A 15426-nucleotide genomic window follows, 5' to 3' on the forward strand; every position below is an offset into this window, starting at 1 on the left:
AACGGCAGCGGTGACGCTGCCGTTTTTTTATGCAAAATCCGGGGTGGAAGGTTTTACCTTTTCACGTATTGCTGCACACTTAGAGGGATTCATTCGCAAAAAGGAGTCGATGATGTGGTATCAGCAAACCCTGACGCTTGGGCCTAAATCCCGTGGTTTTCATCTGGTCACCGACGAAATCCTCGGCCAGATCCGCGGGCTGTCCGGGGTGAAGGTCGGCCTGCTACACCTCCTGCTCCAGCATACTTCCGCTTCCCTGACGCTCAACGAAAACTGCGATCCCACCGTCCGGTATGACATGGAGCAGTATTTTCTCAACGCCGTGCCGGACAATGCGCCGTACGAACATGATTATGAAGGCCCTGACGATATGCCGTCGCACATCAAATCATCGATGCTTGGCGTGTCGCTGATGCTGCCGGTCGAGGACGGACGCGTCAGGCTGGGGACCTGGCAGGGCATCTGGCTGGGGGAGCATCGGATACACGGCGGTTCGCGGCACATCGTTGCGACGCTCATGGGGGAATAAAAGATGACAATTTCGGAGTTATTGCAGTACTGCATGGCGAAGCCGGGAGCAGAGCAGAGCGTCCACAGCGACTGGAAAGCCACGCAGATTAAGGTCTCGGACGTGCTGTTTGCCATGGTGAAGGAGGTCGAAGACCAGCGGCCGGCGGTTGCGCTGAAGGCGAGCCCGGAGCTGGCGGAGCTGCTACGGCAGCAGCATCGCGACGTCCGGCCCAGCCAGCATCTCAATAAAGCGCACTGGAGCACCGTCTTTCTGGATGGCTCGCTGCCGGATTCGCAAATCTACTACCTGGTCGATGCGTCTTATCAGCAGGCGGTGAAAATGCTGCCGGAGCCGGTCCGGCAGCAGCTTTCTCGCTAATTATTTTAGCATCGGCTTCAGGAAGCGCGCGGTGTGCGAGGCTTCGCACTCGGCGACGGTTTCCGGGGTACCGGAAACCAGAATTTCGCCGCCGCCGCTGCCGCCTTCCGGGCCGAGATCGACAATCCAGTCGGCCGTTTTTATCACGTCGAGGTTGTGCTCAATCACCACGATGGTATTGCCCTGATCGCGCAGCTGGTGCAGCACTTCCAGCAGCTGCTGGATATCGGCGAAGTGCAGACCGGTGGTCGGCTCATCGAGGATATACAGCGTCTGGCCGGTACCGCGCTTGGACAGCTCGCGCGCCAGCTTGACGCGCTGCGCCTCGCCGCCGGACAGGGTCGTCGCCGACTGGCCGAGACGGATATAGGTCAGACCCACGTCCATCAGGGTTTGCAGTTTACGCGCCAGCGCCGGTACGGCATCAAAGAACTCGCGCGCTTCTTCGATAGTCATATCCAGCACTTCGTGGATGGTTTTGCCTTTGTACTTAATCTCCAGCGTTTCGCGGTTATAGCGCTTACCTTTGCACTGGTCGCACGGTACGTAGATATCCGGCAGGAAGTGCATTTCGACCTTGATCACCCCGTCGCCCTGGCAGGCTTCGCAGCGACCGCCGCGGACGTTAAAACTGAAACGGCCCGGCGTATAGCCGCGGGAACGTGATTCCGGCACCCCGGCGAACAGCTCGCGCACCGGCGTAAACACCCCGGTATAGGTCGCGGGGTTGGAGCGCGGCGTGCGGCCGATCGGGCTCTGGTCGATATCGATGACTTTGTCGAAGTGCTCCAGCCCCTGAATATCGCGATACGGCGCCGGTTCGGCGATGGTCGCGCCGTTAAGCTGACGCTGGGCAATGGGGAACAGGGTGTCGTTGATCAGCGTGGATTTACCCGAGCCGGAGACGCCGGTGATGCAGGTAAACAGGCCCACCGGCAGGGTCAGCGTCACGTCTTTCAGGTTGTTGCCGCGCGCGCCGGTTAGCTTGAGGACTTTCTCCGGATCGGCGGGCACGCGCTGCTTCGGCACTTCAATTTTGCGCTTACCGCTCATGAACTGGCCGGTCAGGGATTCCGGTACCGCCATAATGGCCTCCAGCGGCCCTTCCGCCACCACCTGGCCGCCGTGGACCCCGGCCCCGGGGCCGATATCGATCACATGGTCGGCGGCGCGAATGGCGTCTTCATCATGCTCAACGACGATCACCGTGTTGCCTAAATTACGCAGGTGGATCAGGGTCCCGAGCAGGCGCTCGTTATCGCGCTGGTGCAGGCCGATGGAGGGCTCATCCAGGACGTACATCACGCCAACCAGTCCGGCGCCAATCTGGCTCGCCAGACGGATACGCTGGGCCTCGCCGCCGGAGAGCGTTTCCGCCGAGCGGGAGAGCGTCAGGTAGTTGAGGCCGACGTTGACGAGGAACTTCAGGCGATCGCCAATCTCTTTCAGCACTTTTTCGGCGATTTTCGCCCGCTGGCCGGAGAGCTTCAGATTGTTAAAGAAGTCCATCGCGTGGCCGATGCTCATATCGGAAATGGTCGGCAGCGGGGTGTTTTCCACAAATACGTGGCGCGCCTCACGGCGCAGACGCGTACCGTCGCAGCTGGCGCACGGGCGATTGCTGATGAACTTCGCCAGCTCTTCGCGCACCGCGCTGGATTCCGTCTCTTTGTAGCGGCGCTCCATGTTATGCAGCACGCCTTCGAACGGATGGCGGCGCACCGAGGTGTCGCCGCGGTCGTTCATGTATTTGAATTCAATATTCTCTTTACCGGAACCGTACAGGACCACTTTCTGCACGCTGGCGCTGAGGGTGCCCCACGGCGCTTCAACGTCAAACTTATAGTGCTCCGCCAGCGACTTCAGCATCTGGAAGTAGTAGAAGTTACGCCGATCCCAGCCGCGGATGGCGCCGCCCGCCAGCGACAGCTCCGGATTTTGCACCACGCGATCGGGGTCGAAATATTGCTGCACGCCGAGACCGTCGCAGGTCGGGCAGGCGCCCGCCGGGTTGTTGAAGGAGAACAGGCGCGGCTCCAGCTCGCGCATGCTGTAGCCGCAGATCGGGCAGGCGAAGTTGGCGGAAAACAGCAGCTCTTCCGCTTTCTCATCATCCATATTGGCCACGATGGCGGTCCCGCCGGAGAGCTCCAGCGCGGTTTCAAACGACTCGGCCAGACGTTGCGCCAGATCGTCGCGCACCTTGAAGCGGTCGATGACCACCTCGATGGTGTGTTTCTTCTGCAGCTCCAGCTTCGGCGGATCCGAGAGATCGCAGACTTCGCCGTCGATCCGTGCGCGGATATAGCCCTGGCTGGCGAGGTTTTCCAGCGTTTTGGTGTGCTCGCCTTTACGCTCTTTAATGATGGGCGCGAGCAGCATCAGGCGCTGACCTTCCGGCTGAGAGAGCACATTATCGACCATCTGGCTGACGGTCTGCGCCGCCAGCGGCACGTCGTGGTCCGGACAGCGCGGTTCGCCGACGCGGGCGTACAGCAGACGCAGGTAGTCGTGAATTTCGGTAATCGTACCCACCGTCGAGCGGGGGTTGTGAGAGGTTGATTTCTGTTCGATGGAAATCGCCGGCGACAGCCCTTCGATATGGTCGACGTCCGGCTTCTCCATCAGCGACAGAAACTGTCGCGCATAGGCGGAGAGCGATTCGACGTAGCGACGCTGGCCTTCGGCATACAGGGTGTCGAAAGCGAGTGAAGATTTGCCAGACCCGGAAAGCCCGGTGACGACAATGAGTTTGTCGCGCGGGATAACGAGGTTGATGTTTTTGAGATTATGGGTGCGGGCGCCCCGAACTTCGATCTTATCCATTCACCTTTCCCGGTAGGTAGATACACGGATTGCCTGGTTTGCTTGAAGGACAAACGGCAGAAACGGCTAATTATGACACAATTTAACCTGAATGAATATACAGTATCGGAATGCAAATTCAGGTCGAGTGTGCAACAATGTCGTAGCCGGGTACTATCTCTGGAATCAGCCTCGCAGCTATTAAAATGCTACGTGGAAATGGTACACTCGCGCGTTTACACTATTAAGAAACGTATTCAGGAGACACGAACATGGCCAGCAGAGGCGTAAACAAGGTGATTCTCGTCGGTAATCTGGGGCAGGACCCGGAAGTACGCTACATGCCAAGTGGCGGCGCAGTCGCCAACTTCACGCTGGCAACTTCCGAATCCTGGCGTGACAAGCAGACCGGCGAAATGAAAGAGCAGACTGAATGGCACCGCGTTGTGCTGTTCGGCAAACTGGCTGAAGTCGCTGGTGAGTATCTGCGTAAAGGCTCTCAGGTGTACATTGAAGGCCAACTGCGTACCCGCAAGTGGACCGATCAATCCGGTCAGGACAAATACACCACTGAAGTGGTGGTAAACGTTGGGGGCACCATGCAGATGCTGGGCGGCCGTCAGGGCGGCGGCGCACCTGCAGGCGGCGGACAGCAGCAGGGCGGTTGGGGTCAGCCTCAGCAGCCGCAGGGCGGCAACCAGTTCAGCGGCGGCGCGCAGTCCCGTCCGCAGCAGCAGGCTCCGGCAGCGCCTTCCAACGAACCGCCGATGGACTTCGACGACGATATCCCGTTCTAAGGCCTGCCTTAAACGCGATATCCGCGTAGTTAACACAGAAAGCCCCGGTTTCGCCGGGGCTTTTTTTATGATTATTTCACCACCGCCTCAGAAGTGGTTTTGACCGCTGGCCGCAAGCGCTTCAGGCCGCGGGCACCTGAGCGGTCGCGGGCATCGCCACGCTGGGCTGCGGTTTGGCTGGCGGCGCCACCGGCTCCTGCCGCGGCGCCGCCGTCGCTTTCTGTTTGCGGGCCATGTCATCGACGATCAGCCGATAGGCGATGTAATACTTATAGATATTGCTGACGTAGGTCACCGTTTCCGCGCCGATTTTTTCTGCCGCCAGATTTTCGACGTTACCGAACCAGACGTTTGGATCAAACCCGCGCTGTTTGGTCATGGTGCGCAGGCGGGCGATACGCGCCGGGCCGGCGTTGTAGGAGGCAAAGGCAAATAGCGCTTTATCCAGCCGGGTCATGGGCTCATCAGCATAGTAACGATCTATCATCCAGCGCATATATTTCACGCCAGCATGAATATTGGGATCCAGCTGTTTAATATCGCCCACCTTCAGCTCTTTTCCGGTGCGGGGCATCACCTGCATCACTCCGACGGCGCCAACGTGGCTTCGAACCGACTGGTTCAGCCGCGACTCCTGGTATCCCTGGGCCGCCATCAGCAGCCAGTCGACATCATAGCGATCGCCATATTTACGGAAGACGTCCACCATGGCGAGAAACTTGCGCCGTTCCTTACTCGCTGCGGCATTTTTAACATATTGGGCATTTTTCAGGTAACGCAGCAGCAGGGTATTACCCAGCGTGGTGCCCTGACGATTCTTTTTCACGAAGTTGTTCAGCAGCGCCAGCAGCTGCGGGCTGTCCTGGCGTACCGCCCACGCAATGTGGCCGCCGTCGCGCAGCACCACGTTGTCATGGACCTGGATTTTCGGAAATACCTGTTTCCAGAAAACCGCTTTATGCTGATCGACGACGATCAACGGCACCAGCCCGGCGTTGAGCATTTCCAGCAGATCTTCATCCTCCAGCGCTTCCGGCGCCGCTTCCAGGGTAACCGGCGGTCGTGACTCGCTGGCAAATCGGGCGTTCAGCGCTTGCAGACTTTCGTAATAGCTGGAGGAGCGGCGAACAAAGACCGTTTGACCGGAGAGCTGCTCCAGACTGTCGACCTTCGGCGATGCCGGGCCGGAGATCAGTAATTCTTTCACGTTGCTGTAGAGCGGTTGGGCGAAATCGACCTGGGCTTCCCGCGAGGGCGTGATAGTCAGGTTGGCGGCGGCGATATCCCCTTTACCTTCATTAAGCGCGGTAAAGAGATTATCCCGACTGACCGGCACAAAAACGATATGCAGCTTCAGGTGGCGCTGTTTTAGCTTTTTATCTTTCGCCAGCTGTTTATTCAGATCGTTTTCCAGCGCGATAAAGATGTCGTGCGTTGCCCCGCGCTGGGTGCCTTTATCAATAAAAAAGAAGGTCTTGCTGTAGGTGGTTAATACCCGGATGGTGCGCCGATCGAGCATGCCAGGCAGATCGCCTTTCCACGGCTGCAGCATGTCGTCGATATGGATCGACAGCGTATTGTCTTCGGTTGCCACCGGCGGCGCGATTTCCGCCTCCGCCGCCGGCAGAAAAGGGGCGAATAACAGCGTCGCGAGGCAGGTAAGCCAGGCGATAAACAGGCGTGATAGCGAATTGGCGTTCATGGAGGAGCACTCCGCAGGGGGATGTGTTTATTTTAGCAGAACGGCCGCCGTTAGCTGGGTAGGACATGGGGGAAAAGGTGTAACGATACCGACAAAGAGTCTTTCGCAAATAGTATTACTTACTATTAATGTGCTTTTGTCTTTAATTTAACTATGGAGATAATATGATAAAAATATGTTTTTTTAATGATGAATAGAAAGTGATGATTTTATTTTTACTTTATTCTCTTCCGTTTGTTTTTTGGTAACCAGCTGATTGGTAAATGTTATTTTATTTTTCTCTGATATTGATTATTATCATCTTGATAATGAATCTCATTTTTATTACCGTAACACGGCACATTACTCTAATGACACGCTGTCTGGATTACGCTATCAAAGAATAGCGCGCAGCGCTTTTTCTCTAATGATGAAACAGGGCACTTAATTTTATTATGCCTCACGCTGTCTTCTTATTCCCATTAATGCCGGGAAGGCGCTGATCTGCGCCAAAATCTGGCGAGGCGCTGAGGCAAGTATTTTATCCCATTGTTTTTTCAATTGGGGAAGGCGTTATGCCCGACAGCAACAGAAAACAGGGCATACTCTATGAAATACACGTCTCTCTTCCCGCTGGGGATCGCCATTCCTCTGTTTGCCTGTAGCGTGCCGCTGCAGGCGACAGAGAGCGTTATCGAACCATCGACGTCTGACGAGAGCACCCCCACTGCTGAAAATCACGAGGAAACGATGGTGGTGACTGCCGCCAGGCAGAACCTGCAGGCGCCGGGCGTGTCGACCATTACTGCGGACGAGATTCGCAAACATCCCCCCGCCCGCGATGTGTCGGAGTTAATTCGTACGCAACCCGGGGTCAATCTGACCGGTAACTCCACCAGCGGTCAGCGAGGCAACAACCGACAAATTGATATCCGTGGGATGGGGCCAGAGAACACTCTGGTGCTGGTCGATGGAAAACCGGTCACCAGCCGTAACTCGGTGCGGTATGGCTGGCGCGGCGATCGTGATTCCCGTGGCGATACCAACTGGGTGCCGGCAGAGATGATCGATCATATCGATGTGATCCGCGGCCCGGCGGCGGCGCGCTATGGTAATGGCGCGATGGGCGGGGTCGTCAACATCGTGACCAAACCGACCACGCCTGAATGGCATGGGTCGTGGAATACCTATATGAATGCTCCGCAGCATCGTAAAGAAGGGTCGACGAAACGTACCAACTTTAGCCTCAATGGTCCGCTGTCAGACAGTGTTAGCTTCAATCTCTGGGGTAATCTGAGTAAAACCCAGGCCGATGCTCAGGACATTAACGCCGGGCATGAAGCCGAGCGTACGGGCTCCTACGCGGGCTCTTATCCTGCCGGACGTGAAGGGGTGGTGAACAAAGATATTCACAGTAAGCTGCGCTGGGAGTTCGCCCCGATGCAGGCCCTGGAGTTTGAGGCCGGCTACAGCCGACAGGGCAACCTCTATGCCGGCGACACACAAAACACCAATACCAGTACGCTGGTGAAGAGCATGTACGGGAAAGAGACTAACCGTCTCTACCGGCAAACTTATGGCGTGACATGGACCGGCGGCTGGGATAATGGCGTGACCAGCAACAGCTATGCCCAGTACGAACACACCCGCAACTCGCGAATGAATGAAGGGCTGGCGGGGGGGACGGAAGGGATCTTCTCCAGTAGCGAGTTTTCAGATATCGATCTGGCCGATGTTCTGCTACATAGCGAAGTGAATATTCCGTTTACGCTGGGGGTCGATCAGAATCTGACGCTGGGGACAGAATGGAATCAGCAGCGGATGAAAGATGGCGTATCGACAACCCAGGCGCTCTCTTACGGAACTATCGATGGCGTATCGGCTACTGGTCGTAGCCCGTACTCCAGCGCCGAGATCTTCTCGCTGTTTACCGAAGATAATATAGCGCTAACGGACAGCACCATGCTGACACCCGCTCTGCGCTTCGACCACCACAGCATCGTCGGCAATAACTGGAGCCCCTCACTGAACCTGTCCCAGGAGCTGACGGACGACTGGACGCTGAAGCTGGGCATTGCCCGCGCTTACAAGGCGCCTAACCTCTACCAGTTGAACCCGAACTATATTCTCTACAGCAACGGTCAAGGCTGTTACGCCAGTAGTTCCGCCTGCTATCTGATGGGGAATAGCGACCTGAAAGCGGAGACCAGCGTTAATAAAGAGATTGGTCTTGAGTATAAGCATGAGGGCTATCAGGCGGGAATCACCTGGTTCCGTAACGACTATCACAACAAGATTGAGTCAGGGTACGCGGCGGTGGGCACTGCCAGCAACGGCACCACCAATATCTATCAGTGGGAAAACGTACCAAAGGCGTTAGTGGAAGGCCTGGAAGGAACGTTGAATCTTCCGATGGGGGAGACGGTTAACTGGAGCAATAACCTGACATGGATGCTGCAGAGCAAGAATAAGACGACAGGCGACCGACTGTCAGTGATCCCGCAGTTTACCCTGAACTCGACTTTGAGCTGGCAGGTCCGTGAAGATCTCTCTCTGCAGAGCACCTTTACCTGGTATGGCCGACAGAAACCAAAACGCTTTAATTATAAGGGCGAGGCGGTCAGCGGCAGCGAATTAAACGAAGTCAGCCCATACAGTATTGTCGGTCTCAGTGCGACCTGGGATGTGAACAAAAACCTGAGCTTCACCAGCGGGATAGATAACCTGTTTGATATCCGTCACTACCGGGCAGGGAATGCGCAAACGACCGGCAACACGACGACGGGAGCTTATCTGTATGGCGCGGGCGCCGAGACCTATAACGAATCGGGGCGGACCTTCTTTGTAAGCGTAAATACTCACTTCTGATGGTGCTGGTGAGAATGAAACCGGGTGCAGTGCGGCCCGGTTTTTTTATTTCAGATGAGAGCGGTGGAGACAATTATAAATGGTGACAAAATCTTCACGCCCTCTACATTATTAGCTCAAAATATCCTTTTATACTGATTTCCGTCGCGCAAGGTCGTTGATCCCGACCGGGCTCGATAATAGCATCCTGCTATTTCCCTTCTGCAATACCCCCTGTCCCCCTTCCATTCCCAACCGCAGCGATGCGGAGGAGGGGGACCTTCCTTATTTTTGCCGGGTGACCTGATGACGATATTGAGTGGGTGTGAGCGCATGATATTTTTTGAAGGTACGATTAAACGCACTGAGATCGTCATAACCAACCATAATACAAATATCGACAATACGGTAAGCAGGTGTCGTCAGCAATAAACGGCGACAGAGCGACATGCGCTGCTGGCGGATATATTCCATCGGCGATCGATCAAAATAATGACGGAAGAGCCGAAACAAATGCCAGGGGGAATAACCAGAGATATCGCTCAGATCGTCGACGGTCAGTTTCTTATCCAGATTATTATCGATCCACAAGAGCAGGTCGCTTAATACCGATTGCTGGAGCGTTTTGCTACGCATGATTGAGGCCAATCCCAAAAACGAGGGCTCCTCAATGAGGAGCCCTGGATTTATTGAACGGTGAGCTCGCCGTGGCGAACCTGATAATTTTTTTGGTTATCAGGGCCAATATAATCGCTGGCGGGTTTTGCCACCTGCAGATGACCAAACGCGGTTGATTGCTCTGCATGATAATTTTCGCCGTCATTCACGTTGCCGTGCCCGTTATAACGGGCAATGGCCGGGAAGGGATACACCGGACGCGTTGCGATAACGGCTGGAGCGGCGTCAGCGTAAGGCTGACTGACTTTCTGCACGCCGTGAAACTGCGTTTGGGCATCTGGTTTTTCTGTCATCGGCGGCAGCCTGGCGGCGGCTGGCGCCCGTTTGCCGGCCATAATCTCTTGCGGCGCGATGTCTTCCTCGGTCCAGCGCATCAGCGGGGTAAGGAGATCAATTTGATCGTAACCTTCGCCATTACCGCAATGTGCTACCCCAGGCAGCAGGAATAACCGCAGGAAGGAATCCGTTGCGGCATGGCCCATCTCTGCCTCTACGCCGCGGTAATAGGCGATAGAAAAGGCTGGGCTGACGGAGTCATCGGCCAGACCGTGCCAGAGAATAAGCTTGCCGCCGCGCTGCTGATAGGCATGAAGATTGGTATTTGCCGCATTATAGAGCGGTGCCAGTTGAGCGACGGCGTCAAAATTCTGCTGATTAAGTGGGAAATCCCGCATCGATTGGATCTTCTGTTTTCCTCCCGGCAGGAGCACGGATTGCAGAGCCGGTAGCACCATCATTTCCGACATTGAGTGGCCGGTCGGTGTCTCCGGCACCGGCCAGCGTAGCTCGGAGCCCAGCGGAAGACCGCCAGCGACGAACTGGGCGCCGTGGCTGTCGTAAGCGCCGCGGTAGAGCTTTTTCACTACCTCAATCTCTTCCTGTGTCAGGCAGGCGGAACGGTCCTGAGCGTTGGCAGGACAGCGGGGAAGCCAAGTCTCAGAGAACTGACAGGCATAGGGGTTTTGCAGGATGCCGTCCTGCACGCCGGAAAGCGTCGGGCAGTGAGCCAGTATGGCCTGGTGAATCAAAGGTAAGCGATCTTTCAACAAGATAGCGGTACCGTCCGGACGCTGATTGGCGGCCACATTCCAGCCGTGGAAGAAGGAGTTCTGAAACTGGAAAAAGGCCGCTGGCGCACCAGCGCTGATACCGTCAAAATCCTGCGGAAAGCGCTGCGCTTCCATCAATGCTTCGCGACCGCCGTCTGAGCAGCCCATAAAGTACGCGTACTTTGGCGGCTGGCGGTAAAGCGTCTGCATCACCGCTTTAGCCAGCACTGCGGTCAGGTGGTTGGCGCGCCAGGCAAAATCGATGCGCTTTTGCGGATCTTCGGCCCATGACGCATCCATCATACTGCCATGGTGCCCCATATCGGTTGCTGCCACCACAAACTCGCCGTTCATTGCCGGCAGGCAGCCGCTGGCATTCGACAGACTCAGGTTAATACTCCCGCACAGTCCGCCGCAGCCGACCTGCAAGAAACGTTGACTCCAGCGCTGGGTCGGCAGGGCAATCTGCACGCCAATCTGGGGGGCGATAGTGGCGCTCACCTTGCACCAGCTTCCCTGCGCGGAGGTCTGCATTTCAGTGTGGTTGATAGTGACCTTTGCGCCAACGGCGGCGCTGAAGTCGGTAGCGCTTAGCGCATCGCATGTTAGCGCGGGGAGAACAATCGGCAGACTGGAGGCCGCCTGCGTGGGTGAAGCGAACGATAACCCAACGAGGGTGCAGAGAATGATAGGTAACATCGTTTTAAGTAAGCGTGTCATACGCGATTCCCTGTGATTGATGATGGGAGGCGGCAGGATGGTGAAGCCTATGCCTCACCTTCCCTGGCGAGGCGCCACTGCTTGGCTATTGTAGATAACGATAGATTTTCCTTGATGCCTTGATAAGGCGTCCCTAATGTATTCTGCTATTTTGAGGAAAATATGAAGATGTTCGCCATCGGCGTCTGGCGGTGAATACAAGATAGAATGTTGTGATGTCGATTGCATAATTTATTCAATTTCTCTTCATTATATCTGCTGGCTTTAAGAATATGATTGTGCCTGTTCCTGGTGATTCCAGAGAACAACATTCCTAACGAGATCCTTCCCCCTTTCCATTAGCAAGAAAGGGGGCTTTTTCAATAAAGACCGTTCAGGTAAACCTAAATATAGCTCTGGTGTTGGCCATTAGAACCACGGCGTTCAGGAAAAGTTCCATCATTAAATATATTTTTAAAGATGATTTAACATCCTTTTTTTCTCCATTTTGTCGCCATAATTGCATGTAATTCTGCGCCTCGCTCAGGTTATTTCTGTCGCATATCTTAGATACGCATCCTGAACAAATAAGCTCAACGCCAGCAGATAACTGCTATTGCTCATTATCTCGTAGACGACACATTCATGTTAAAAAAGACTCATATCATCAGCGGATTATTGATTACCCCTTTAACGTTGTACGCCGCAACCTCATATCAAGTTGATGATATCCGTTTTGAAGGGCTGCAGCGCGTGACCGTCGGGGCGGCGCTATTAAGTATGCCGTTGCACGCGGGAGAAGCGGTGACGGCAGAGGAAGTCAGCGAGGCAGTGCGCGCGCTGTATGCGAGTGGCAATTTCGAGAATGTGCAGATCCTGCGCGATGGGAAAACGCTGGTGGTGCAGGTTAAGGAGAGGCCCACTATTGCCAGCATCAGTTTTTCCGGAAATAAGTCGGTGAAGGATGATGCGTTAAAGGAAAATCTCACCGCGACAGGTATTTCAGCAGGTAGCGCACTGGATCGAAATTCGCTTAGCGAAATAGAAAAGGGGTTGCAGGATTTCTATTACAGCGCGGGGAAATACAGCGCGCAGGTTCACGCTGTGGTGACACCGTTACCGCGTAATCGCGTTGACTTAACGTTCGTCTTTCAGGAAGGCGTATCGGCGAAAATCGCACAAATAAACATTATCGGTAATCAGGCGTTTCGGGAAGAGACGCTCCTGGACCAGCTTCAGCTACGCGATAATGTGCCGTGGTGGAATGTGGTAGCGGATAAAAAATATCAGAAACAGAAGCTGGAAGCCGATCTGGAAACGCTGCGCAGTTTTTATCTCGATCGCGGCTATGCGCGCTTTGCGATCCAGTCCACGCAGGTCAGTATGACGCCAGATAAAAAATCCCTGTATATCACCATCACCCTCAATGAAGGCGAACGTTATCGGGTCGACCGAACTCAGGTGACAGGCGACCTGGCGCAGCATGGACCGGAGATCGAGGCCCTTGCCCAGCCGCTGGCGGGGGCATGGTATAGCGGGGCGCAAGTCACCACGGTTGAAAATGAGATCAAAAAGCGTTTTGGTAAGTATGGTTATGCCTGGCCGCAGGTGACGACCACGCCGGAAATCGATGACGCGCATCATCGTGTGACGCTGCATATTCAGGTCAACGCCGGCCGCCGCTACTCGGTACGCCAGATCCGCTTTTCCGGTAACGACACCTCCCGGGACGCGGTGTTACGTCGTGAAATGCGCCAAATGGAAGGGGCGTGGCTCAACAACGAAAAAGTCGAGCAAGGGAAAGTACGTCTTGATCGAACGGGTTTTTTTGAGAACGTTGAACAGCAGATCGTTCCGGTCAATGGAACGGCGGATCAGGTCGATGTGGTCTACAAGGTGAAGGAGCGCAACACCGGCTCATTCAACGTGGGCCTGGGATTTGGTACGGATAGCGGCGTGAGCTATCAGCTTGGCGTGACGCAGGATAACTGGCTGGGTACGGGCAATAGCGTGAGCTTCAATGGGACGCGCAACAGCTATCAGTCTTATCTTGAACTGGGGGCGACGAACCCGTGGTTTACCGTTGATGGCATCAGCCTGGGCGGAAAGATTTTTTATAACAGCTATGATGCTTCCGATGCGGATGCCGGGAGCTATAACCAGCAGAGCTATGGCTTAGGCAGTACGCTAGGGTTTCCCATTAGCGAAAATAACTCCCTGAACCTGGGGCTGGATTATGTCCATAATCGCCTGACCAATATGGATCCGGAGCTGACGACCTGGCGCTACCTCAGCTCTCGGGGAATCGAGCCCAGCGTGGTGACGAAAGATGGCGACAGTGGCGCAAAATATAGCGCCAACGATTATTTTGTGAGTCTTGGATGGGGCTACAACGATCTCGATCGCGGCTTCTTCCCGCGTGCGGGAAACAAGAGCAGCCTGAGCGGTAAAGTGACGCTCCCCGGTTCGGATAATAGCTACTACAAACTCTCTTTTGACACCGCCCAGTATCTGCCGCTGAGCGAAAACAAGCGCTGGGTCTGGATGGAACGCCTGCGCGCAGGCTATGCCGGCGGGTTAGAAGGCAAAAGTGTGCCGTTCTACGATAACTTTTACGCTGGCGGTTCGTCGTCGGTGCGCGGCTTCTCTTCTAACACCATTGGTCCTAAAGCGGCTTATTACCGCTGCAATGGTAGCGAAAGCAGCTATAGCGCCTGCCCGCTGGACGCCTCGTCTGATGCGGTCGGCGGGAATGCCATGGCGGTGCTGAACAGCGAATTTATCATTCCAACCCCCTTTGTGAATGACAAATACGCCGATAGTCTGCGAACCTCACTGTTTGTTGACGCGGGGACGGTCTGGAGCACCTCCTGGCACAACACCGCGCAGACGCTGGCGGCAGGTATCCCTGACTACGGCGATCCGAGTCATATTCGTCTCTCCGCGGGGATTGCTGTGCAGTGGATGTCTCCCCTTGGTCCACTGGTCTTCTCCTGGGCAGAGCCGTTTAAAAAGTACGATGGTGATAAAGCAGAACAGTTTCAGTTTAATATCGGCAAAACCTGGTAGGGCCTCAGCGGAGCTTGTTAGACCGGCGTGGCAATATTCTGTGGTCTGTCTTCCGACATAGCGATTGAGCAGAATATGCTCAATCGCTATGTCGATATTATCGCTAAGGAAAGCGATCTGGCGGGACACCCGCGACATTTACCCGAGCGCGCTCTGAGGGCCTCGCGGACCTGGTGACGTACGACGAGGCAACCGCGCAATAAATAGCTGCCTGCTACGGTCCTCTTTTCTTGCCAACCGCGGGTAATGCTCAGTGCTGCATCATCTAATACCAATTACTGAGGCCTCATCCAGAGGGACTAAGACGTATTGTCAATTAAGTTTATATTATCTTATTTTTTATTATATTTTCTTTTTTAAGGTTAATTTGGCTGTTTTTTATCAAGCCTAATCATAAATTTCGAGAGGGAAATGAAACGTTACTAATAATGGATTTCGTTGTTAGGAATTGTCTTAAGTCACATAATTGTCAGGGACGCTTGCGGTTTATAATAATGAATGCTATCACTATATACGGTAACAATTTGTAGCATCTGTATAAGGAAGGAATATGAAATGGACTATTCTTAATACTCTGATCTGCCCGCAATCCGGCATCGCCTTCTCGGCAATATCCAGTCTGCGTTTCTTAAAATTTATCATGTGGTACGAGGCCGATGTGATCCTGCTGCCCGGCGAGTCGATGAAGCTCTATTCCTCGAGAGTTTTAATTAATGACCAGTATCATTCATTAAAAATCTACAATATTACGGTGTACGATGAGGCGCAATGGGAAAAATTACGTGAGCGGCCATCTTGCCCATACCATGCCGGCGGCGAGCGGTCTGACTCCTGTTTTTACCAGTCCTTTTGCGCAATTAAGCGCTGTCCGAATAATATTCCCCGCAGCGAACCCTGGCGGTAGTCAGTCCA

General features: G+C 54.7%; 10 protein-coding genes. 6 read left to right on the top strand and 4 right to left on the bottom strand.

The annotated features are described in order from the left end of the window. Positions 1-112: 112 nt before the first annotated feature. On the top strand, positions 113-529 hold the full coding sequence (locus ABLU50_RS18855; protein WP_004206303.1) for a secondary thiamine-phosphate synthase enzyme YjbQ: 417 nt from the start codon (positions 113-115) through the stop codon (positions 527-529). A gap of 3 nt (positions 530-532) precedes the next feature. After that, complete coding sequence (locus tag ABLU50_RS18860) at positions 533-889, top strand: MmcQ/YjbR family DNA-binding protein (RefSeq protein ID WP_004206305.1); 357 nt, start codon at positions 533-535, stop codon at positions 887-889. Here the strand turns inward: ABLU50_RS18860 and uvrA are convergent, their stop codons facing one another. Beyond that, a complete protein-coding gene (gene uvrA, locus ABLU50_RS18865; protein WP_004206306.1) occupies positions 890-3715 on the bottom strand; it encodes an excinuclease ABC subunit UvrA in 2826 nt (941 codons plus the stop codon). A 251-nt stretch (positions 3716-3966) separates the two neighbouring features. On the opposite strand from uvrA, the gene ssb1 reads away from it, so the two are divergent. Next, positions 3967-4491, top strand: a complete 525-nt coding sequence (ssb1, locus tag ABLU50_RS18870) for a single-stranded DNA-binding protein SSB1 (protein WP_004151744.1) — start codon at positions 3967-3969, stop codon at positions 4489-4491. A gap of 121 nt (positions 4492-4612) precedes the next feature. On the opposite strand, the gene ABLU50_RS18875 is transcribed toward ssb1, so the two are convergent. Then, positions 4613-6193, bottom strand: a complete 1581-nt coding sequence (locus ABLU50_RS18875) for a lytic transglycosylase F (protein ID WP_087832223.1) — start codon at positions 6191-6193, stop codon at positions 4613-4615. 588 nt (positions 6194-6781) lie between these two features. Between ABLU50_RS18875 and ABLU50_RS18880 the strand changes: the two genes are divergently transcribed. Then, positions 6782-9040, top strand: a complete 2259-nt coding sequence (locus tag ABLU50_RS18880; protein ID WP_087832224.1) for a TonB-dependent siderophore receptor — start codon at positions 6782-6784, stop codon at positions 9038-9040. Positions 9041-9304: 264 nt separating this feature from the next. On the opposite strand, the gene ABLU50_RS18885 is transcribed toward ABLU50_RS18880, so the two are convergent. Both ABLU50_RS18885 and ABLU50_RS18890 read right to left on the bottom strand, forming a co-directional pair. Next, positions 9305-9673 (bottom strand): helix-turn-helix transcriptional regulator, encoded by a 369-nt coding sequence (locus ABLU50_RS18885; protein ID WP_087832225.1) that lies wholly within the window; start codon positions 9671-9673, stop codon positions 9305-9307. Between the two features lie 32 nt (positions 9674-9705). Further along, the gene (locus ABLU50_RS18890; RefSeq protein ID WP_087832226.1) at positions 9706-11466 is read right to left on the bottom strand and encodes a tannase/feruloyl esterase family alpha/beta hydrolase; all 1761 of its coding nucleotides are present in this window, start codon (positions 11464-11466) and stop codon (positions 9706-9708) included. A 624-nt stretch (positions 11467-12090) separates the two neighbouring features. Between ABLU50_RS18890 and bamA the strand changes: the two genes are divergently transcribed. Beyond that, on the top strand, positions 12091-14514 hold the full coding sequence (gene bamA, locus ABLU50_RS18895; RefSeq protein WP_087832227.1) for an outer membrane protein assembly factor BamA: 2424 nt from the start codon (positions 12091-12093) through the stop codon (positions 14512-14514). A gap of 550 nt (positions 14515-15064) precedes the next feature. After that, positions 15065-15418 carry an anti-adapter protein IraM gene (gene iraM, locus ABLU50_RS18900; protein WP_004206315.1) on the top strand — a complete coding sequence of 118 codons (354 nt, stop codon included), beginning with the start codon at positions 15065-15067 and terminating at the stop codon, positions 15416-15418. Positions 15419-15426 lie beyond the last annotated feature (8 nt).

Origin of the sequence: Klebsiella sp. GG_Kp173 (assembly GCF_040062415.1) — a bacterium.
Taxonomy (GTDB): domain Bacteria; phylum Pseudomonadota; class Gammaproteobacteria; order Enterobacterales; family Enterobacteriaceae; genus Klebsiella; species Klebsiella quasipneumoniae.